Source organism: Streptomyces sp. PA03-1a (genome assembly GCF_033792805.1).
In the GTDB taxonomy this organism is placed as follows: domain Bacteria; phylum Actinomycetota; class Actinomycetes; order Streptomycetales; family Streptomycetaceae; genus Actinacidiphila.
This window is the reverse complement of record NZ_JARAVO010000094.1, coordinates 13,714-32,969: the sequence shown is the minus strand read 5'-3', so window position 1 is coordinate 32,969 and position 19,256 is coordinate 13,714. Positions and strand designations below refer to the sequence as shown.

At 69.4% G+C, this 19,256-nt stretch carries 20 protein-coding genes; 14 read left to right on the top strand and 6 right to left on the bottom strand.

Going from position 1 to position 19,256, the window contains the following annotated elements; all coding sequences use genetic code 11:
• The first annotated feature begins 77 nt into the window (after positions 1 to 77).
• The 12 genes from PV341_RS21845 (at position 78) to PV341_RS21790 (ending at position 12,742) form a co-directional block, all read left to right on the top strand.
• The gene (locus tag PV341_RS21845; protein WP_500358786.1) at positions 78 to 848 is read left to right on the top strand and encodes an MlaE family ABC transporter permease; all 771 of its coding nucleotides are present in this window, start codon (positions 78 to 80) and stop codon (positions 846 to 848) included.
• A 3-nt stretch (positions 849 to 851) separates the two neighbouring features.
• Positions 852 to 1,676 carry an MlaE family ABC transporter permease gene (locus PV341_RS21840; RefSeq protein ID WP_386993463.1) on the top strand — a complete coding sequence of 275 codons (825 nt, stop codon included), beginning with the start codon at positions 852 to 854 and terminating at the stop codon, positions 1,674 to 1,676.
• A gap of 11 nt (positions 1,677 to 1,687) precedes the next feature.
• Positions 1,688 to 2,944 (top strand): MCE family protein, encoded by a 1,257-nt coding sequence (locus tag PV341_RS21835; protein ID WP_500358787.1) that lies wholly within the window; start codon positions 1,688 to 1,690, stop codon positions 2,942 to 2,944.
• Positions 2,941 to 3,981, top strand: coding sequence for an MCE family protein (locus PV341_RS21830; RefSeq protein WP_500329983.1), 1,041 nt, complete (start codon positions 2,941 to 2,943; stop codon positions 3,979 to 3,981). Before PV341_RS21835 ends, PV341_RS21830 begins: the two co-directional genes overlap by 4 nt.
• Positions 3,978 to 5,144 carry an MCE family protein gene (locus PV341_RS21825; protein ID WP_500358784.1) on the top strand — a complete coding sequence of 389 codons (1,167 nt, stop codon included), beginning with the start codon at positions 3,978 to 3,980 and terminating at the stop codon, positions 5,142 to 5,144. The genes PV341_RS21830 and PV341_RS21825 overlap by 4 nt, the downstream gene beginning before the upstream one ends.
• Positions 5,141 to 6,250 (top strand): MCE family protein, encoded by a 1,110-nt coding sequence (locus PV341_RS21820; RefSeq protein ID WP_500358782.1) that lies wholly within the window; start codon positions 5,141 to 5,143, stop codon positions 6,248 to 6,250. The genes PV341_RS21825 and PV341_RS21820 overlap by 4 nt, the downstream gene beginning before the upstream one ends.
• Positions 6,247 to 7,539 carry an MCE family protein gene (locus PV341_RS21815; RefSeq protein WP_500358780.1) on the top strand — a complete coding sequence of 431 codons (1,293 nt, stop codon included), beginning with the start codon at positions 6,247 to 6,249 and terminating at the stop codon, positions 7,537 to 7,539. Before PV341_RS21820 ends, PV341_RS21815 begins: the two co-directional genes overlap by 4 nt.
• Positions 7,536 to 8,810 carry an MCE family protein gene (locus tag PV341_RS21810; protein WP_500358779.1) on the top strand — a complete coding sequence of 425 codons (1,275 nt, stop codon included), beginning with the start codon at positions 7,536 to 7,538 and terminating at the stop codon, positions 8,808 to 8,810. Before PV341_RS21815 ends, PV341_RS21810 begins: the two co-directional genes overlap by 4 nt.
• An 8-nt stretch (positions 8,811 to 8,818) precedes the next feature.
• Positions 8,819 to 9,292, top strand: a complete 474-nt coding sequence (locus PV341_RS21805) for an Rv1363c family protein (RefSeq protein WP_500318379.1) — start codon at positions 8,819 to 8,821, stop codon at positions 9,290 to 9,292.
• A gap of 34 nt (positions 9,293 to 9,326) precedes the next feature.
• Positions 9,327 to 10,088 (top strand): Rv1363c family protein, encoded by a 762-nt coding sequence (locus tag PV341_RS21800; RefSeq protein WP_500358777.1) that lies wholly within the window; start codon positions 9,327 to 9,329, stop codon positions 10,086 to 10,088.
• Between the two features lie 297 nt (positions 10,089 to 10,385).
• Positions 10,386 to 12,206 carry a sialidase family protein gene (locus PV341_RS21795; RefSeq protein WP_500358775.1) on the top strand — a complete coding sequence of 607 codons (1,821 nt, stop codon included), beginning with the start codon at positions 10,386 to 10,388 and terminating at the stop codon, positions 12,204 to 12,206.
• Entirely contained in the window at positions 12,203 to 12,742 is a 540-nt protein-coding gene (locus PV341_RS21790; RefSeq protein ID WP_500358773.1) for a hypothetical protein, read from the top strand. Before PV341_RS21795 ends, PV341_RS21790 begins: the two co-directional genes overlap by 4 nt.
• A 412-nt stretch (positions 12,743 to 13,154) precedes the next feature.
• Here the strand turns inward: PV341_RS21790 and PV341_RS21785 are convergent, their stop codons facing one another.
• The 4 genes from PV341_RS21785 to PV341_RS21770 form a co-directional block, all read right to left on the bottom strand.
• Entirely contained in the window at positions 13,155 to 14,327 is a 1,173-nt protein-coding gene (locus PV341_RS21785; RefSeq protein ID WP_500358772.1) for a hypothetical protein, read from the bottom strand.
• A 38-nt stretch (positions 14,328 to 14,365) separates the two neighbouring features.
• A complete protein-coding gene (locus tag PV341_RS21780) occupies positions 14,366 to 15,718 on the bottom strand; it encodes a replication-relaxation family protein (protein WP_500358770.1) in 1,353 nt (450 codons plus the stop codon).
• A 386-nt stretch (positions 15,719 to 16,104) separates the two neighbouring features.
• The gene (locus PV341_RS21775; RefSeq protein ID WP_500358768.1) at positions 16,105 to 16,713 is read right to left on the bottom strand and encodes a GntR family transcriptional regulator; all 609 of its coding nucleotides are present in this window, start codon (positions 16,711 to 16,713) and stop codon (positions 16,105 to 16,107) included.
• Between the two features lie 9 nt (positions 16,714 to 16,722).
• Positions 16,723 to 16,983, bottom strand: a complete 261-nt coding sequence (locus tag PV341_RS21770; protein ID WP_500358765.1) for a GntR family transcriptional regulator — start codon at positions 16,981 to 16,983, stop codon at positions 16,723 to 16,725.
• A 168-nt stretch (positions 16,984 to 17,151) separates the two neighbouring features.
• On the opposite strand from PV341_RS21770, the gene PV341_RS21765 reads away from it, so the two are divergent.
• On the top strand, positions 17,152 to 17,418 hold the full coding sequence (locus PV341_RS21765) for a hypothetical protein (RefSeq protein ID WP_500358763.1): 267 nt from the start codon (positions 17,152 to 17,154) through the stop codon (positions 17,416 to 17,418).
• A 106-nt stretch (positions 17,419 to 17,524) separates the two neighbouring features.
• Complete coding sequence (locus PV341_RS21760) at positions 17,525 to 17,884, top strand: hypothetical protein (protein WP_500358762.1); 360 nt, start codon at positions 17,525 to 17,527, stop codon at positions 17,882 to 17,884.
• A 605-nt stretch (positions 17,885 to 18,489) separates the two neighbouring features.
• Here the strand turns inward: PV341_RS21760 and PV341_RS21755 are convergent.
• Together PV341_RS21755 and PV341_RS21750 are read right to left on the bottom strand one after the other, a co-directional pair.
• The gene (locus tag PV341_RS21755; protein ID WP_500358788.1) at positions 18,490 to 18,624 is read right to left on the bottom strand and encodes a hypothetical protein; all 135 of its coding nucleotides are present in this window, start codon (positions 18,622 to 18,624) and stop codon (positions 18,490 to 18,492) included.
• Positions 18,625 to 18,850: 226 nt separating this feature from the next.
• Positions 18,851 to 19,078, bottom strand: coding sequence for a hypothetical protein (locus PV341_RS21750; RefSeq protein ID WP_500358760.1), 228 nt, complete (start codon positions 19,076 to 19,078; stop codon positions 18,851 to 18,853).
• Between the last annotated feature and the right edge of the window lie 178 nt (positions 19,079 to 19,256).

The window sequence follows — 19,256 nt, the reverse complement described above, 5'->3', positions numbered from 1 at the left end:
CAGCTTGGCCTCGCGCCCCGCTGGGATGCGATCGCGAGGCGCGAGGCCAAGCTGCACGAGAGGGGGGTGAGGGGCACATGAGACTATCCCCGACGGGTGTGCTGCGGCACTCGGGCAGCCTCTTCGCGATGGCGCTGGACGTCGTCCGGTCCCTGCCCCGACGGCCCTTCCAGGCGCGGGAGTTCATTCAGCAGGCTTGGTTCGTCGCGAGCGTCACGATCCTGCCGACGGCTTTGGTTTCGATTCCGTTCGGGGCGGTCATCGCGCTGCAGATCGGGAGTCTGACCCGGCAGTTGGGCGCGCAGTCCTTCTCTGGTGCTGCGTCCGTGCTCGCCGTGCTGCGGGAGGCATCGCCGATCGTCACCGCGCTGCTGATCGCGGGCGCGGGCGGCACGGCGATCTGCGCGGACCTCGGGGCGCGCAAGATCCGGGACGAGATCGACGCGATGCAGGTGCTCGGCATCGACCCGATCCACCGGCTCGTCGTACCGCGGGTGCTGGCGTCGATGGTGGTAGCCGTACTGCTCAACGGCCTCGTCTCGGTGGTTGGTGTTGCGGGCGGCTATTTCTTCAACGTCGTTCTCCAGCACGGCACGCCCGGCGCATACCTCGCGTCCTTCACCACCCTCGCTCAGCTACCTGACCTGTGGGCGGCGGAGATCAAGGCCCTGGTGTTCGGGGCCATCGCTGCGATCGTCGCCTCGTACAAGGGGCTGACGGCGCAGGGCGGCCCGAAGGGCGTGGGCGATGCCGTCAACCAGTCCGTGGTGATCACTTTCATGTTGCTGTTCGTGACCAACTTCGTGATGACGGCCGTGTACTTCCAGATCGTCCCGCAGAGGGGTTAGCCGATGAGACCGCAAAACCTCCTCGATCGCCCCTTGCGCTCACTCGAAGAGCTGGGTGCCCAGCTGTCCTTTTACGGGCGCTCCTTGGCTTGGACGGGCCGCACCCTGCGACGCTACAAGAAGGAGGTCCTGCGGCTCCTTGCCGAGGTGAGCTTCGGGCGCGGCGCGCTCGCCGTCGTCGGCGGCACGGTCGGTGTGATCGCGTTCCTTTCCTTCTTCACCGGCACCGAGGTCGGCCTTCAGGGCTATGCGGCCCTCAACCAGCTCGGCACTTCGAACTTCGTGGCGTTCTTGTCGGCGTACTTCAACACTCGGGAGATCGCCCCGCTGGTGGCCGGACTCGCCCTGTCCGCGACGGTCGGGGCGGGGTTCACCGCGCAGCTGGGTGCGATGCGGATCAGCGAGGAGACCGACGCGCTGGAGGTGATGGGCGTGCCGTCGCTGCCGTTCCTTGTGACGACGCGGATGATCGCCGGCTTCGTCGCGGTGATCCCGCTGTACGTGATCGGGCTGCTGTCCTCGTACCTGGCCGCCCGCACCATCACCACTGGCTACTACGGGCAGTCGACCGGCACGTATGACCACTACTTCCACCAGTACCTGCCGCCCGTCGATGTGTTCTGGTCCTTCGGCAAGGTGATCGTCTTCGCCCTGCTGATCATCCTGGTGCACTGCTACTACGGCTACCACGCGAGTGGCGGACCGGCCGGTGTCGGCGTCGCGGTGGGCCGGGCGGTGCGGACCTCAATCGTCGCCATCAACGTCCTGGACTTCTTCCTGAGCCTGGCGATCTGGGGCGCCAACACGACGGTACGGGTGGCGGGGTGAGAGCGGTGCGCATGCAGAGAATGCGGTTCAGGCTCTACGGCATTGCCTTCCTCGCCGTGCTCGCACTGCTGCTGTCGCTCGCGGTGGCCGTCTACCAGCAGGCGTTCACCTCGGTGGTGCCCATCACCCTGGAGGCCGACACCCTCGGCAACCAGCTCGATGCACGCGCCGACGTCAAGCTGCGCGGGCTGCTGGTCGGCGAGGTGCGCGAGGTGCATGCCGACGGCACCAAGGCGACCCTGGACATCGCGCTGAAGCCGCAGTACGTGTCGTACATCCCCTCGAACGTGCACGCGCGGCTGCTGCCCAAGACGCTGTTCGGCGAGAAGTACGTCGACCTGGTCGCTCCTGCCGGCGCTGCGCGCGCGTCGGCTCGGCCTATCCGTGCGGGTGACGTCATCACCCAGGACCGAACGAAGGTCGGCATCGAGGTGCAGCAGTTGATGAACGACCTGCTGCCGCTGCTGCGCACGGTCCGGCCGGGTGAGCTCAACGCCACGCTGTCGGCGTTCGCCACTGCGCTGGAGGGCCGCGGCGACCGGATCGGAGGCAATCTCGCCCAGGTCGAGGGCTATCTGCGCCGCCTCAACCCGCACATGCCGTCCCTGAAGGAGGACATCACACGGTTCGCGGACGTCGCCGAGGTGTACGGCGACGCCGCGCCCGACCTGATGCGGATCCTGCGCAACACCGTCACCACCAGCCGGACGATCGTCGAGAAGAGGGAGCAGTTGGTGTCGGCTCTGCGCGCGACCGCCTCCGTGGCGGGCACAGCGAACGACTTCCTGTCCGAGAACGGCGACCGGCTGATCACCCTGGGCCGGGTCTCCCGCCCCACGCTCGAGCTGTTCGCCCGGTACTCCCCCGAGTACCCGTGCCTGTTCCAGGGCCTGGTCCGGCAGGAGAAGGCCTCCGAGGAGGCGTTCCGGGGCGGCGAGATGCGGATCACCCTTGAGGTCGTCCGGCCGCAGGAGGCGTACCGGCCCGGCGAGGAGCCGGCGTACGGCGCCCGGTCCGGCCCGAACTGCCGCGGTCTGCCGCATCCGCAGGTGCCCGGGCCGAAGCCCCATCTCGACGACGGTACGTCGGCCGGAGGTTCCGGCGGCGCACTCCCCGGAGGTGCCGACGTGTCCGCCACCCGTGCCGAGCAGCGGGCCGTGGGCTCGCTCGTGGCCCCCGTCATGGGCGTCCCCGCGGACGAGGTGCCGCCCGTGGCGACCCTACTGTTCGGGCCGCTGGCGCGCGGAACGGCGGTGACTGTCGCATGAGCGGGTCCGGAGCGCGGCAGACCGCCGCCCCGCTGGTCAAGTTCAGCCTCTTCGCGCTGGTCACGATCGCGGCGACGGCGCTCCTCGCCGCCACCATCGTCAACGTCTCCTTCACCCCCAAGGACACCTATCACGCCGTGTTCACCGACGTCACCGGACTGGAGAACGGCGATGACATCCGGGTGGCCGGAGTACGGGTGGGAGAGGTCGAGGGCATCCGGATCAAGGACCGGACGCTGGCGGAGGTCACGTTCACCGTCAGCGCGGACCGGCCGCTGCTCGCCGGGACCCACGCGGTCGTCCGCTACCGCAACCTGGTCGGGCAGCGGTACGTCGCGCTCACCGAGGGCACCGGCGACGGAACCGCCCGGCTGCGGCCGGGCGGCACCATCCCGCTGTCCCGGACCGAGCCGGCGCTGGACCTCAACGCCCTGCTGAACGGCTTCAAGCCGCTGTTCGCGGCGCTCAGCCCGAACGACGTCAACCAGCTCGCCACCGAGATCGTCCAGACCCTCCAGGGCGAGGGCGGCACGGTGAACAGTCTGCTCACACACACGGCCTCGCTCACCAGCACCCTCGCCGACCGCGACAAGCTGATCGGATCGGTGATCGACAACCTCAACACCGTCCTGGCGACCCTCGACGAGCGCGGCTCCCGCTTCTCCGGGCTGCTGACGCAGCTGCGCCGAGTGGTTGCAGGGCTGTCCGCCGACCGCAAGCCCATCGGGGAGTCGCTGGTGAGCATCGGCGACCTCACGGACGTCACGTCGGAGCTGCTCAAGGACGCGCGTCCACCGCTGAAGGACGACATCGCCCGGCTCGGCGATCTCACCGGAACCCTGAACAAGAACGAGCACACCGTCGAGGGCGTCCTGAAACGGCTGCCGAACAAGCTCGAGAAGCTGACGGGGACGGCCTCGTACGGCTCGTGGTTCAACTTCTACCTCTGCGACTTCGACGGCCGGATCGTGCTGCCGAAGACCAAGCAGGTGATCACCCCGGAGCTGCACGTGGCACGGGCGAGGTGTGGCGGATGAGCCTCCGCATCAGGCGGCGCGATGGCCGCCGCCCCGAGCCGCTGGTGAGGTTCCCGGTCCTGCCACCGAAGCTGCCGAAGCTGCCCAGGCTGCTGCCGAAGCCCGAACCACGACCAGGACCCCTCGTGAAGGTGCGCGTCCTACCGCCGAAGCTGCCCAGGATCCGGCTCACGCGCCCACGCCTGAAACCCTTCCGCGAGCACAACCCGGTCGTCGTCGGCGCCGTCGGCCTCACCGTCCTCGCGCTGCTCACCGTCGCCGCCTTCAACGCCGACAGCCTGCCGCTGATCGGCGGCGGCGACACCTACAGCGCGGCCTTCTCCGAGGCCGGCGGGCTCAAGCCGGACGACGAGGTACGGATCGCCGGGGTCAAGGTCGGCAAGGTCGAGGACGTCGACCTGGACGGCGACCACGTCAAGGTGACCTTCAAAGTGAAGGGCCGGCCGGCGTTCGGCACCGACACGGGGGCGTCGATCCGTGTCAAGACGATCCTCGGCGCGAAGTACCTGGCCCTCTACCCGAAGGGGCCCGGCCAGTTGAAGCCGGGCAGCGAGATCCCGCTTCGGCGGACCGTGTCGGCGTACGACGTCGTCCAGGCCTTCAGCGACCTGACGACCACCACCGAGGAGGTCGACACGGGCCGGCTCGCGATGGCACTGGACACGATCGCCGACACCTTCCAGGACTCCCCCGAGGAAGTGCGGGCGTCGATCAAGGGACTGTCGCGGATATCCCGGACCGTCGCCGCCCGCGACAGGGCGCTGCGAGAGCTGCTCGACCACGCGAACGGAGTCACCGAGGTGCTGGCCGATCACACGAAGGACGTCTCCGCACTGGTGAAGAACGGCGACGCCCTGTTCAAGGAGATCGACAAGCGGCGCTGGGCGATCCACAAGCTGCTCAAGAGCTCCGCGCTGCTGGGCATCGAGCTGTCCGGCCTGGTCGACGACAACAGCAAGGAGATCGGACCCGCTCTGAAGAACCTCAACACCTTCCTGAGGATGCTCGAACGCAACCAGGCGAGCCTCGACCGCAGCGTCCGGCTGCTCGCCCCCTACGTCCGGCTCTTCACCAACACCCTGGGCAACGGCCGCTGGTTCGACTCCTATATCCAGAACATGGTCGCCGCCCCGGTCACGCCACGTACGGGAGGCACCCGATGACCCGCAGACTCCTGGCTCTGTTCACCGCGCTCGCGATCGTCGTCGGCCTCGCCGTCGTCCTCTGGCCGGGCCCCGGCCCCGTCCGCGTCACGGCGTACTTCCCTCGGACTGTCGGCATCTACCCCGGCTCCGACGTCCGCGTCCTCGGTGTCCGCATCGGCGAGGTCAGGAAGATCACGCCGGAGGGCGGCCGGGTACGGGTCGAGCTGGAATACGACAGGGGCCGCAAGGTCCCCGCCGACGCACAGGCCGCCATCGTCAACTCCTCGGTGGTCAGCGACCGTTACGTGCAGCTGCTGCCGGTGTACCGCAAGGGCGCGGTGCTGCGGGACGGAGCTGTCATCCCCGAGTCCCGTACGGCTGTTCCCGTCGAGCTGGACCGGATCTTCGACAGCCTGCACACCACCGCCGAGGCGCTCGGCCCGAACGGTGCCAACAACAAGGGTTCGCTGTCCCGGCTGCTGGGGGTGAGCGCGGACAACCTCCAGGGGCAGGGCGCAAGCCTCAACCAGACGGTGCAGGACCTGTCCCAGGCGGTCACCACGCTGTCCGACGGGCGTGGCGACCTGTTCGGGACCGTGCGGAACCTTCAGGTGTTCACGGCCGCGCTGGCGGCGGACGACACCAGCGTGCGGTCGTTCAACACCGACCTCGCCGACGTGGCCGGGCAGCTCGCCGGGGAGCGTAAGGATCTCGCGGCCGCGCTGAAGTACCTGGCTGCCGCACTCGGCGACGTGTCCGGCTTCGTGAAGGGAAACAAGAAGGCGCTGACCTCGGACGTGCAGGGCCTGGCCGAGGTCACCAAGGTCCTCGTCACCCAACGAGACGCTTTGGAGGAGCTTTTGACCGTCGCGCCCACGGGCCTGTCGAACCTGGAGAACGCCTACAACCCCTCCGCCGGCACTCTCGACACCCGCAACAACGCGCAAACCTCCCAGGACCCGTCGTCCCTTCTCTGCTCGATCTTGAAGACGACCGGCGACGACCATGACAGCTGCGAGGGGCTGAAGAAGCTCTTCGCCTCCTTGCCCGAGGTTCCGCAGGTCCCGGCGTCGACGGGCTCGGTCGACAAGACCCTCGGCGGCATTCTGGGGGCACCTGCATGAGCGTGCGGCGCAAGGGGCGGGTGGCCGCCTGGACGGCGGTCTGCTCGCTGCTGCTGACCGGCTGCGAGTTCAACGGCTGGTATGACGTCCCGCTGCCCGGCGGCGCGGCCTCGGACGGTCACGCCTACCACGTCACCGTCGAGTTCCGGGACGTCCTGGACCTCGTGCCGAAGTCGTCGGTCAAGGTCAACAACGTCACCGTCGGCACGGTCGAGAAGGTGGAACTGGACGGCTGGCACGCCCGCGTAGGGCTCAGGATCGCCGACTCGGTGAAGCTGCCTGGCAACGCGGTTGCCGATCTGAGGCAGACCAGCATGCTCGGCGAGAAGTACGTCGCCCTGTCCGCACCGGCCGGCACACGCCCCGTCGGCCGTCTCCGCGACGGCGACCGCATCCCGCTGTCCCGCAGCGGCCGCAACGCGGAGGTCGAGGAGGTGCTGTCGGCGCTGTCCGCGCTGCTCAACGGCGGCGGGGTGGCGCAGCTCAAGACGATCACCATCGAGTTGAACCAAGCCCTCAGCGGCCGCGAGGACCGGGTCCGGTCCCTGCTGAAGCAGCTCGACTTCTTCCTCGGCGGCCTCGACGGCCAGCGGGCGGACATCGTGCGCGCGCTGCAGGGCGTCGACCGGCTCGCGCAGCGGCTGAAGAAGGAGAAGAAGACGATCGCCTTGGCCGTCGACACCATGCCGCCCGCCCTGAGGGCCCTCGCCGACCAGCGCGAGGACCTGACGAAGATGCTCACCGCCTTGTCCAGGCTCGGCAAGACCGGCACCAGGGTGGTGAATGCCTCCCACGACGACACCGTCGCCAACCTGAAGAAGCTCCAGCCCATCCTGCAGGAGCTGAACAAAGCAGGCGACGACCTGCCCGACTCCCTCGAACTCCTCACCACCTACCCGTTCCCGCGCAACGCGACGGACGCCGTCAAGGGCGACTACGTCAACCTGAAGATCACCGCCGACCTCGACCTGGCGGACCTCTACGGCAACGTCACCGGCAAGCCCGGCAAGGGCGGGAAGTCCCCGGCCCCCGGGACACCGCATCTTCCCGGCCACCCCACTCCCATCCCTCTCCCGTCCGTCCCTTCCCTGCCGGGCATCCCGTCCGTGCCCCCGGTGCCCTCGGTTCCCTCCGCGCCCGCCGTGCCGTCGACGCCCTCCCACGGCAGCACCCTGCTGTGCCCGCCGGTGTGCACCGCCGCCTACGGCACCGGGGACGGCGCGCGTCGCTTCCCGCCCGGGGTCGATCCCGGGCTCGCCGAGCTGATGCTGAAGGGGATACTGCCGTGATCACACGTACGGTCAAGGCCCAGTTGCTGGCCTTCGCGACCATCACCGCTCTGGGGGTGGCGTACGTCGGCGCCCGGTACACGGGCCTGGTGGACGACGTCTTGCACCGCGGGTACACCGTTCGCGCCGACTTCGCCGAGTCAGGGGGCGTCTTCCCGGGTGCCGAGGTCACCTACCGGGGGGTGCCGGTGGGCCGCGTGGGCGATCTGCAGCTGACCGGATCCGGGGTCTCGGTGGCGCTGAGGATCGAGGACGGCGCCCCGAGGATCCCGGCCGACACGCTCGCAGTGGTCGCCGCCCGATCGGCGGTGGGTGAGCAGTACGTCGACCTCCAGCCGCGGCGGTCGGGCGGCCCGTACCTCAGGGACGGCAGCCCGATCCCGCGCAGCCGCACCCGGACCCCACTGCCGGTCACCGACCTGGTCCTCAGCCTCGACCGGCTGGTCAACTCGGTCGGCAAGGACGATCTGCGGGTCACCGTCGACGAGCTGGGCAAGGCGTTCTCCGGCACCGGACCGAACCTGAGCCGGCTGGTGGACTCCGGTGACGCGCTGGTGGAGGCGGCGTCCGAGTCGCTCCCCCAGACGGTCTCGCTGATCGAGGACTCGCGGAAGGTACTCAGGACACAGGCCGACCAGGGCTCGGCCATCAAGTCGTTCTCCCGCGATCTCGCCACGCTCACCGCACAGTTGAAGTCGAGCGACGGCGACCTGCGCCGGCTGATCGGCAGCACCGTGCCCGCCGCACGGCAGGTCGATTCGCTGCTCAAGTCCACGCGGCCGCACGTGCCGATCCTGCTGGCCAACCTCATCAGCGGCGGCCAGATCACCGTGGCCCGGTTGCCCGGCGTCGAACAGGCCCTGGTCACGCTCCCACTCACTGTCGCGGGCAGCTACACGGTCATCCCCGGCGACGGCACCACCCACTTCGGGCTGACCGTGAACGCCGACGACCCTCCCGCCTGCACCAAGGGCTACAACACCCAGCGGCGCGACCCAGCCGACACCGGGACGCGCCATGCGAACACCGACGCGCGCTGCACGCTACCGCGTGGCAGCAAGTCCTCGGTGCGCGGAGCGCAGAACGCGCCCGGCGCCACGACCGGCCCGCACAGCGGCGACCAGGCCGCGTTCGTGGCCCCGTACGACCCGGAGACCGGCACCGTGACCGGCCCGGACGGAACGCTCCTCGAGATCGGCTCGACGGGCGGGGAACAGGCCGTGTTCGGAAAGGAGTCGTGGCAATGGCTGCTCGTGGGACCGATGGTGTGAGAGGCGGCATGAGGCTGCTGTCTGCGGGGCTCGTCGCTGCGACCGTGTTGACGACCGTGCTGTGTGTCTGGCTGGGCTGGAAGCTGTCCGACCAGCGCGCGGCGGAACAGCGCCGTCAGGACATATTGGCTGCGGCCCGCCAGTCGGCGCTGAGCTTCACCTCGCTCGACTACCGGCACTACGACCGGGACAGCGCCAATGTGCTGGCGAACGCCACCGGCGAGTTCAAGAAGGAGTTCGCCTCGCAGACCGAACAACTGACGAGGCTGGTTGCACAGAACAAGTCGGTGTCCGACGGACAGGTCCTGGAAGCGGGCATCGTGCGGTACGACGGGCGCTCGGCCCGGGTCCTGGTCGTGGCCGACAGCGAGGTGACCAACACCGCCGCGCCCGAGGGCCAGGCGCGCACCTACCGGCTCCAGCTCGACCTCGCATATGTAGCAGGTCGCTGGTTGACCTCCGACGTCGTGTTCGTGGGCTGACCCGGCCGTGAGACCAACAAGGAGGAGAGACACCGTGGCGAACCCGGCCTTCCGCAGCACTCGCGGCACCGGCTCACCGGCCCGCCGCACCATGACCGCGGCCACCCGCGCGGCGGCCAAGCGCGCCGGACGGCCTGCGCCTCGCGAATGCGGTGCCCGCCAGGAAGAGCAGACCCGCTCCGGGCGCACCCTGCTCGTCGATCCCCCGCCGAACGGCTGGGAGGACCCGCCGGAGCCCGAGTCACCCGAGTCGTTCGAGGGGAAGACGGAGGTCGGTGCGTCCCCGCGCAACGCCGGGCGGGGCGTGCTCACCGCGGCGCTGGGCATCGTCCTCGTGGCGGCCCTGGTCGCGGCCGCCGTACTCGGGCGGGAGTACCAGCAGGGGCGGCAGGCGGAGCAGGCCCGCGACGAGGCCCTCGCAGCCGCGCGGAATGCGGCGCCGGTCGTGCTGTCGTACGACTACCGGCACCTGGACCGGGACTTCTCCCGTGCCCGCATCCTGCTGACCGGGCGCTTCCGCGACCAGTACGGCAAGACCACGAAGGCGGTGGTCGCGCCGACCGCGACGAAGTACCACGGTGTGGTGAAGGCGACCGTGGCCACACCCCCCGACGGTGACGCCCCGGCGGTGTCCGTCGTGTCGGCCACACGGGACCGGGCCGTCGTCCTGCTCTTCGTCAACCAGATCACCCGGAGCACTCAGGTCCCACAGCCGCGGCTGGACATGAACAGGGTGCGCATGACGCTCACCCACACCAACGACGGCTGGAAGGTGAGCGGCGTCGACGCCCTCTGACCAGGCCTCCGTAAGTGCCCTCGCGCGGTCGCGCGGGGGCACTTTTTCGAGAGGAACGGGCGCGGCCGGGCTGGGCTGGCGAACTTCACTGCGGTCGGGCTGTGGTGGGCCGGGCGACGTTCTTGCCCCCGAGCGGTCTGCCTCACCGACTCCGGCCAACCCCCTCAGCACCCGTCCGGCCCGCTTCGAAAAGAGTTCGGTTGCTCGCGACGGACACCGCCTGCCTCCCCGTAGAGCAGATGAAGGCTTCACCCGTACCGCCACCCTTCATCCGACTCGCGAATTCACGAGGTACCTGTGGCTCTCCTCTTCGCACGTCGTCTTCACCACCACCTGCGGTCGCGGGGGCGTCTCGCCGTCGGGTTGCTGGTGCTCGTCGCCGGAACCCTGCCGAGTGCGCCGGCCGGCGCCGCGACCCCGTCCTCCGGATCGGTCAGCGACACCGCGCTCACGACCACGTGGAGCGCCGGGCCCTTCGCCGTCCCGAATGTCTCCGGCACTGCCGGGACGGTGAGCTGCGGGCATGGGCAACCCTGCGACGACTACGCCCTGAAGGTGTCGGTGCCTGCGGGCTACGACGCCGGTCACAGCCTGCGCATCGACGTCAGATGGCCGGGCTCCGCCGCCGACTTCGACCTGTACGTCCTCGATGCGGACGGCCGAGAGGTGGCCACCTCGGTCTCTTCCAGCGACCCCGAGACCGTGCTGCTTCCGGCGGTGTCGGCGTCGTACACCGTGCGCGTGGTGCCGTACGCGCCGCTCGGCAACAGCTTCACCGGCACCGCGAGCCTGGTCGCCGCTCCGGCCGATCCGCCGCCGAGTACGGCCACGCCGCCGACGTACGCGAACTCCCGGGCACCCGACGGCATCGCGGATGCGCACAACGCCGGTGAACCATCGATCGGCGTCGACCGTGCGAGCGGCGCCGCAATGTTCCAGGCGTACACGTCGACACTCAAGGTCACCTACGACAGTGCCGGTGCCGCCACATGGCAGGACAAGAGCGCGAGCGCGGCCAACGGCTGCCCCCAGGGAAGCACCACCAGCCTCGACCCGATCCTGTTCACCGACCCGGTCACACACCGCACCTTCGAGTCGCAGCTCGCCGGCAAGACCGCCCTGACCTGCTATACCGACGACGACGGTGACATGTGGACGCCGACGGGCGGCTCGGGTATCAACTCCGGTGTGGACCACCAGACCATCGGTGGCGGCGCCTTCGCCACGGGCGGTCCAGGCACCGTCACGTCGTATCCGAACGCCGTCTACTACTGTTCCCAGGACATCGCCGACGCCTCTTGCGCGGTCAGTCGGGACGGCGGTCTGACGTACGGTCCCGCCGTTCCGATGTACTCGCTGCTGGACTGCGGCGGCCTGCACGGGCATGTGAAGGTCGCCCCGGACGGCACGGTGTACGTGCCCAACAAGGGCTGCGGTGGCAATCAGGCCGTGGCCGTCTCCGAGGACAACGGGCTGACGTGGACCGTCCGCAAGAACCCGTCCAGCACCCCCGGTGACTCGGACCCGAGCGTGGGAGTCGGGGCCGGCGGGACCGTCTACATGGGCTACCAGAACAGCGACGGCACGCCGCGTACCGCCGTCAGCCACGACAAGGGCAAGACGTGGCTGTACGACCAGAACGTCGGCGCGGCCCTCGGCATCAAGAACATCGTCTTTCCGGCCGTGACCGCGGGCGACGACAACCGCGCCGCGTTCGCCTTCCTGGGCACCACCACCGGCGGCAACTATCAGGACGCGGCCAACTTCACGGGCGTCTGGCACCTGTACGTGGCCACCACCTACGACGGCGGCCAGTCCTGGGTGACCGTCGACGCCACCCCCACCGACCCGGTTCAGAAGGGGTCGATCTGCACGGGCGGCACCACGTGCGGCAACGATCGCAATCTCCTGGACTTCATCGACGTCACCACCGACGCCCAGGGTCGCGTGCTCGCCGCCTACGCCGACGGCTGCACCGGCACCTGCGCGACCGGAGGTGCGCAGAACTACGACGCGCTGGCCTCCATCGCCCGCCAGTCTTCAGGCAACACGCTGTACGGCGCGTACGACGCCTTGATCCTCGGCCGCACAAGAAGCCCTAAGGAAACCACTCGATGAAGCCATCGCCCCCGGCTGCCGTACTGGCAGCAGCCGTCCTCAGCCTGGCCGCGGTCACCGGATGCTCAGCGGCGAACAAGCACGCCGAGCCACCGCGGGCGACACCGTACGCGGCAGAGCACGCAACCGATCCGCCGGCCGGGAACGCGGTCGGCGCCGCGCCCGGCGGCTGCCCCACTGCCGCGTCACTGCCGCTCCCCAAGGACTTCCCGGAGAACCTGCCGGTGCCCGACGGCGCGGTCGTGACCTCGGTGGAGCACCGCACCGGCGGCCGGCTCGTCGTCGCCACCGTCGTACGGGGCGGCTTCGACACCACGCTGGCGTTCCTGCACAAGCGGCTCCCAAAGGCCGGCTACATCCCCAAGGAGGGCGAAGTGGAGGAGGACGACGCCGAGTCGAACTTCTCCTCCACGAACGTCCGGGGCCGCTGGACCCTGCGGAAGATGTCCGACTGCGAGGGAGGGGTGTACCTGACGTACCTGACGTCCGCTGTCTCCCGAGGCCAGCCCCGGCCAAGCCCTCTTCCTGGCCGGTGAAACTGCAAGGGGCCGCCTTCCGCGGCGAGCGGTACCACGTGCGCCGTTGACCGAGGGGTGGCCTCCCGGACTGAAAAACCCCTGGTGAACGCATGCACCGCGAGTCTGATCGGCCGGCCTGACGCAGCAGTCGCCCGGGGCCGTATACGGGGGCGGGTTGTCGCTGGTGCGGTGGAGAATGGGTCTTCGCAGGTCGTCGTGTCCGACTGCAGGCTGGGAGCGGAAGCCCTGACCAGGAACTCGGGACCCGGCCCTGCCTTGTTCCTCCCGGTGTCCATCTCGCGTGTCCGCCCCCGTGGCCCTGGGACCGGGGGCGTTCCCAGCCGAGGAGATCGGGAGCACTTCTCCTCGTCCATCGGTCCCGAGCGGTGGCGACGGATCGCGGGTGCGGTGGGTCCCGGGGGCAGCCCAATCAGGACCGGGGGAGGTCCAGGGAGTCGAGGCGGCGCATGAGGGCGGGCTTGGCCAGGTGGGCGGCCCGCAGTTCACCGGCCCGCCGGTCGAAGTCCGAGGTGCCACCGGTGCGGGCCTCCAGGGCGCGCAGGTCCGCCAGGAGTGCGACGGCGGCGTCGTAGGCGCTGGCGTTCTTCCGGGCGATCAGGTCGTCGACCTCACGCCACGCCTGTTCGGTGTTCTCGGCGAGCTTGTCCAAGCGCGCCTCCTGCGCCTCGGCGGCGGCCCGCGCCCGAGCCTGCTCGGCCGCGGCCTGGGCGACTTTCTCTCGCCGCCTGCGGTCGGTACGACGGCGGTAGGCCATGTCGAGGAGCTGGGCCGCAGTGCGCCGGCCAATTACGTCACGAGGGCCCGGGATAGTGGTCGCCGCCCGATAGCGGGCCAGGAGTCGGGGCCCTGGGGACACGGTGGTCAGCGCGGCCTCGACCAGCAGGGCGTCCTTGTCGGCGGCGGGAAGACCGGCGACGAAGGCCGCCAGGGCCTTCCGGTCCAGGACGTCCGCGGTGGCGGGCCGGCTGTCCTCGGCGGCGACCGCCAGCAGGTCCGCGTCGACGCCAAGGAAGTCCGCCAGGGCCTGCTGCGGGCCGGTGAGCGAGGCCAGTCCCGCGGGGACGGGCGGCTCGACCTCGCGGGCGTAGTTCTCCTCGTCGTCCTCCGCAAGCTCCCAGGCGGTAAGCCCGGCAAGCCACGCCACGTACAGCGGCCGCAGGTCTCCCGCCGCGAGTTCGGCGCGCAGCCCCACGAATGCGGAGAGCGTGTAGGACGTCTCGAATTCCCACTCGCAGCCGTCCTCCGAGGACACGGAGAAGTCCAGCAGCGTGTGTCCGGACCGGGTCCAGACGCCGAGCGCATCCTCCATCGCGTACGCGGTGGCTTCCTTGGCCGGGAGCGAGCCGTCGGGCAGACGCAGGACGAGGCGACGGCTGCCCCAGTTCGCGTAGTACAGATGAGCGTCGTAGAACTGCTCGACCAGCTTCGTCGTATCGCCGCGGAAGTCGCCCCAGTGGTATTCGTTGACGAAGCGGGTCGGGGTGATGTCGGCGCGGGTGGACAGCGCGCGTACCTGCCTTACCTGGTCCTCGTCCAACGGGCGGTCAAGCGCGAGGAACTCGTAGTACTGGTACTCGCTCACGACTTGGCAGCCTACCGGCCGTGCACCCAAGGTTTAGGTCAGCCGCGGAGCCATCCGAACAGCCCATTGCCGCGCCGCTCGCGCTCCCACTCCGCCTCCGCTACGGCTCGTTCGGCCGCGACGCGCTCGCGCTGCGTACGACAGCGCGGGCATTCATCGCCGCGGGCCAAGCCAGGGGCATCGTCAGGGTCGACGTCGCCGCCGCAGGTCGGGCAAGGCCACAGCGAGGCCTCCCATTGCCGGTGCTCGTCCTCCTGCCGACGTGCTTCCTCCTCCTCAGCTGCCCGCTGGGCGGCGCGACGTTGTTCGTCTCGACGGCCGTAGGCATGCAGGTCGTCGGCGTTGCGCAGGGCATCGGTGAGTGTCTGGGCTGAACCGTGGCCGAAGCGCCACCAGATCGCCCCGCACGGGCCGTGCTGCTGCAGCCGGTCCAGCGCGGTGGCCAGGACGGGCACCGTGCCGTCGTAGTCCCGGTACCCGTCCCACTCTCCGGTGTTCCCTATCGGGCGACCAGGACGCCACGCGCCCTGCCAGTGCTCCTCGGATAAGCGCGCGACCTCATCTATCCGTGTTTGCAGGGCCTTGAGACCAACCTGCTTGGTGAACACGAACGCCACTGGTGGGAAACCGTCGCGACCGGACGCCTGCCAGATGGTCGACCACAAGGGGACTTGCTGCCCACCCTGGTCCTTCACGGTGCGCTGGAAGAACCGGCGGTAGCGAACGATCTTGTCTGCCACCTTGGCGGGTGGTTCGGTGCCGTTGTCGACCTCCACGAACAGCACCGGCATCCCGGCCTCCGGCGCGGTCAGAACCGCGTCGGCGCGCAGGCTTCCCTTGCCCGGAGCGGTGAACGTGCCGGTGACGGGGAGAGCGACCTCGGTTTGCCAGCCGTGGAGTGTGCCAAGCCCTGGCGGCCTGGAAGGCAGCGGCTTCGTCGGCCCGGCGGCGGGCGGTGTGCCGCGGCGGGCAACCGGTTTGGTCGGCTCTGGCGGCGACTGCAGGAACGCGTCGATGGTGTCGGTCACCTTCACCGCGTGCGCCGCGCCGGCTCTGGCCGCCTCCCGAGCGGTACCGCCCATCTCACCGAGCGGCCGGTCCAGCTCGGTCGCGGCCACCGCCAATCCGGCCGTGGTGAGATTCCACAGGTGCACGCTGACCGGCCGCCCCGACGGGTTCGTGCCGGTCACCTTGCCGACCGATTCCAACAGCCCGGCGTCGCGCAGGTCCTTGCACGCGTTACGAACGGTCTGTACGTCAGCAGTGCCCGGCAGAACCAACTGCCGCAGTTGCGCGGCCGTGGCGACCTTCACCACTCCGAGCGACAGCAGCACCAGACTCCGCGTCCGCGCCGTCGACCCGAACCGCCACCGCGTCGTGCCCGTCATCATGGTCCCCCTCCCCAGCGCTTCCGGCGCCGCACCACTCCACCCGCGGACCCACCGTCCGCGCTGCCGCGGCGGCAGCCGGAGGTCCGGGGCTGGGGCGGGCACCCGGGGCCCCACTCGCGACCCCTGCACGACCACTCCACCACCCCCCACTGACACATAAGGCCAGGAACAGCAGGAGCAAAGGGGTTGTCGAGGCACCCACCACCGGCCAATCCGTGCGCTGACCTGCGGCAACACTGCACACAAGGCGAAAGGTCACCGTAGGGCAGGGTGTAGGAAGGACTGTAGGGAACGCTGTTGGGGCGTTTGTACGCACCGACGGCAACCGCGAGCCACTAGCCGGACAGGCCCACAGGCCGTACAACGCGCCCGCCCTAGCCGCCCAGCTACTCACCGCCCGGGACCCCGCGAGAGCGATGGCGTGCCCAGGCGGAGGCCCCACAGGCAAACCAGCCCCCCGCCTCGCCACGATGTCCGACGGTCTGCTGAGGCAAAGTCCGCCCGCCTGCTCGTCGCCGAGGGTCGCGATCCACCGGGGCGCTCAGTGCAGCAGCCCGACACCACTCACCGAGCACCGCCTCAGCCCTGGTCGGTGAGTGCGGCCACAGTAGTCGGTGAGTTTCCTCTCGGGCTGGCCACTCTCCGTCGTGCTTCAAGCAGGCCGATAACCGGGAGTACATTTCGTGGCGCATGGGCTGTCGGGGGGAGTCGTCCGGGCCGTGAGGATGCCGCCATGGGGCGATCATCACTTCTGGGTGTCTGGCCTGGGTCCGCGCGGCGACGGCTCCCGCTTCGGGCAGGTTCCGCTCCTCCGCCCTGATCACGTACGTGCCCACGTCCTTCTCGGAGTGCGTCAGCCCCTCAGCACGTACCCGCTCCATGGCACGTCGCGCCGTCGAGTTGACCACGCCGAACTCGGCCGCAATCTGCACCACGCTGGGGACCTTGCTGCCAGGTGGATAGGCGCCTGCCGGTGCCGGTTGACCCGCGGCCATCCCGGGGCACTACGCGGACGGGTTTGCCGGAGGCAGCGGGTCAGCGACGAACGTTCCGCGCGCCGGCCGAGTAACCACAAGCCCCGCGTCCCGAAGGATGCTCAGCGCACGGCGAACAGTGCCCGGACCAACCCCGTAATCGTGCGTCATCACAAGTTCGCCCGGCAGGCGCCCGCCCGGTGCGTACTCACCGGAACGAATCTTGCGCTCAAGAATCGCAGCAAGTTGCTCGTACACGTATTCGGGTGAGTCGGCACTGATCTTGTCCACACTTCGACCGTAAGCCGCCACTTGCGACCACGCATTACCTAGCACTACTACCTACCACTACCCACCACCCCCTACTACCCGCTAGGCTTGTTCGCCCAGACAACAAGACGCCCCGGCAGGAAGCGGCTACTTCCATACCGGGGCTCACCGAGAAATGGAGTCTCGGCTATGTGGCACCTTATCTCCGCGCTCGTTGCACGGTTCCTGCCTGCTCGCGGTCGTGGTCAGGCGGAAGCCCTCCAGTCGGCGCAACCCGTGCCTACCTACCGCTCACCGCGCCCGGCTGAAGTGATCGACGCTGACGACCTGCCGCTCGTGCCCCACTATCTCGTCGCCTTCGAGTTGCGCCGAGAACAGCAGGCACAGCGGGAACGACGCACGGCGGCAGTGCTGGCAACCATGGGCATCGACTACACGCCGGAGGCCGTGGCATGAGCGCGACTGCGAAGCCTTGCGGACAGCACCACCCCGGTCTTCAGCCGGCAGCACCGGACGCCGCTACCCCTCCTGCGTCCCGCCAGCAGACCACGAAGGGCACCAAATGAACGGCTTCAACGAAGCATGGTCCCGCTACCTGCCGGTCGTGGACGCGGAGCCTGCGCGCGGCATCGCGGGACTGCGACTGCTCCCGTGGACCGGGCCGGACGGGAAGCCCGCCTACACCCCGGACGACAATCCCGAGGGCATGATCGCGCGACTCGCCGACCGCATGGAACGTGAACAACTCACCGCAGCGTCAGACCTGCTTGAGCTTGCCCGTCAGATGCTCGCCGTTCCTGAGCCGCTGACCCCGGACCAATCGCGCTTCGTCGTGGCACGTCTTTGCGACGTCCTGTCGAACATGCTGCGGGTCGCCGAGTCACGCGGCATGCGTCTGACGACCGGAGGCGCCGATGAGTAGGCGCGAAGCTCCGCTGATGACTATGCGCGTATCGCGCGACGGCGGGCAGACGTGGGGGCGCTGGCTGCGCTTCCACAGCAGCGACAACCTCAAGCCCCTCCAATCCTTCGTGTGGCCACCGTGCCAGTGCCGCCGATGCATGCCGGGGCTGCACCGCACGTAGCGGGCCGGCCGAGCAGAGAGAGGCCCTGTAGCGACCTGCGGACTCCCGGGTCGCTACGGGGCCCTGGTGCCCGGTTCGTCTCGTGGCCTCATCGGGGCTCAAAGGTCCCAAGCGCAGAATGAGTGCGATGCCTGTCTGCACGACTCCACGTACGGGTACTGCGCATCGTTATGTCAACGCAGGGCGACCGAATGTCGCAGGTCAGCCGATCGCCCACCTGCGCCAAGCCGTGCGGCGGCCTCCTCCTGGTCGCCTCCCTGACTCTCTCGTGAGCCGTCCCCTCTTCGACCGGGGCCGCCACAGAACCCGCTGTCCAAGGATCTCACTCCGTCACACGCCGGCAGTCTGCCGCTCCAGACCCACCAGCTCGCGCAGCTTGTCGCGCGTCTCCGGGTCAGTCGCAGACACCACCGTGCCGACCATGCCCCGAGTGAGCAGGACCTTATAGGTGTTCCTGATGCCCGGCGACGCCGAGGTGGTGGCCCGCCACGTCGCCACGGTGCTGCAGGACGCCTGGCAGCGCCTCGCCGACCTGCGGGTGGACCAGCCAGCAGGACCCGGACAAGGCCACAGGCACGCTGCGGACGATCGAAGAGGCCGCAGCGTGGCCGATTTCCCACCCGCGATGCGGGCGGTCATTCAGGCCGCGGCCCGACGTCACCGTTGAGGCGTGAGCGTCGGACCTGCGGCCTGAAGCGACACGGTCTGCGGCGGGGCCATATCCGGCGCCAGCCGATGTTCCTCCCGGAGCAGACCGCCCCGCCGCCCGAGCGAGTGAGACGGCGGAAGCTTGGAGGACCTGATCACGCCAGTCGATATACGGCCTGGTTCGGATCCGGCCTCACGATCACCCCGTCGTCGGCGAGGTCGCGGAGGTGGCGTCGAGCCTCCTTGCCTGCGGCCTCATCAGTTGTCGGCTCATAGCCGGCGACGCATAGGGCCAGTACGGCACGTTGCGTGTCCCAGACACCGCCCAATGCCTGGATCACTGCGGCGAGCGCCTGCTTGTGGGTCAGCAGCCTCTCAGTCATCTCAACCTCCCCATCGATACCGCCACAGCGTGGCACACGCATCGGCATCGCAACGAACCTTTAGCAGGACCCCCAGGCCGCCGCCGGGCCGTGGGCGGCAGGTTCACGTAGACCCTCATCCACACCGAGGCCCAGCAGCTGCTCGCCGCCGACTCCTACGCCGACTTCCTGGCCCGCT

Bases quoted from the DNA above. Each gene is read 5' to 3' on its own strand.
- PV341_RS21765 (WP_500358763.1), top strand. From the start codon at position 17,152: ATGTGGCACCTTATCTCCGCGCTCGTTGCACGGTTCCTGCCTGCTCGC.
- PV341_RS21840 (WP_386993463.1), top strand. From the start codon at position 852: ATGAGACCGCAAAACCTCCTCGATCGCCCCTTGCGCTCACTCGAAGAG.
- PV341_RS21845 (WP_500358786.1), top strand. From the start codon at position 78: ATGAGACTATCCCCGACGGGTGTGCTGCGGCACTCGGGCAGCCTCTTC.
- PV341_RS21750 (WP_500358760.1), bottom strand. From the start codon at position 19,078: ATGACTGAGAGGCTGCTGACCCACAAGCAGGCGCTCGCCGCAGTGATC.
- PV341_RS21820 (WP_500358782.1), top strand. From the start codon at position 5,141: ATGACCCGCAGACTCCTGGCTCTGTTCACCGCGCTCGCGATCGTCGTC.
- PV341_RS21775 (WP_500358768.1), bottom strand. From the start codon at position 16,713: ATGGCCGCGGGTCAACCGGCACCGGCAGGCGCCTATCCACCTGGCAGC.
- PV341_RS21790 (WP_500358773.1), top strand. From the start codon at position 12,203: ATGAAGCCATCGCCCCCGGCTGCCGTACTGGCAGCAGCCGTCCTCAGC.
- PV341_RS21825 (WP_500358784.1), top strand. From the start codon at position 3,978: ATGAGCCTCCGCATCAGGCGGCGCGATGGCCGCCGCCCCGAGCCGCTG.
- PV341_RS21835 (WP_500358787.1), top strand. From the start codon at position 1,688: ATGCAGAGAATGCGGTTCAGGCTCTACGGCATTGCCTTCCTCGCCGTG.
- PV341_RS21830 (WP_500329983.1), top strand. From the start codon at position 2,941: ATGAGCGGGTCCGGAGCGCGGCAGACCGCCGCCCCGCTGGTCAAGTTC.
- PV341_RS21780 (WP_500358770.1), bottom strand. From the start codon at position 15,718: ATGATGACGGGCACGACGCGGTGGCGGTTCGGGTCGACGGCGCGGACG.
- PV341_RS21760 (WP_500358762.1), top strand. From the start codon at position 17,525: ATGAACGGCTTCAACGAAGCATGGTCCCGCTACCTGCCGGTCGTGGAC.
- PV341_RS21815 (WP_500358780.1), top strand. From the start codon at position 6,247: ATGAGCGTGCGGCGCAAGGGGCGGGTGGCCGCCTGGACGGCGGTCTGC.
- PV341_RS21805 (WP_500318379.1), top strand. From the start codon at position 8,819: ATGAGGCTGCTGTCTGCGGGGCTCGTCGCTGCGACCGTGTTGACGACC.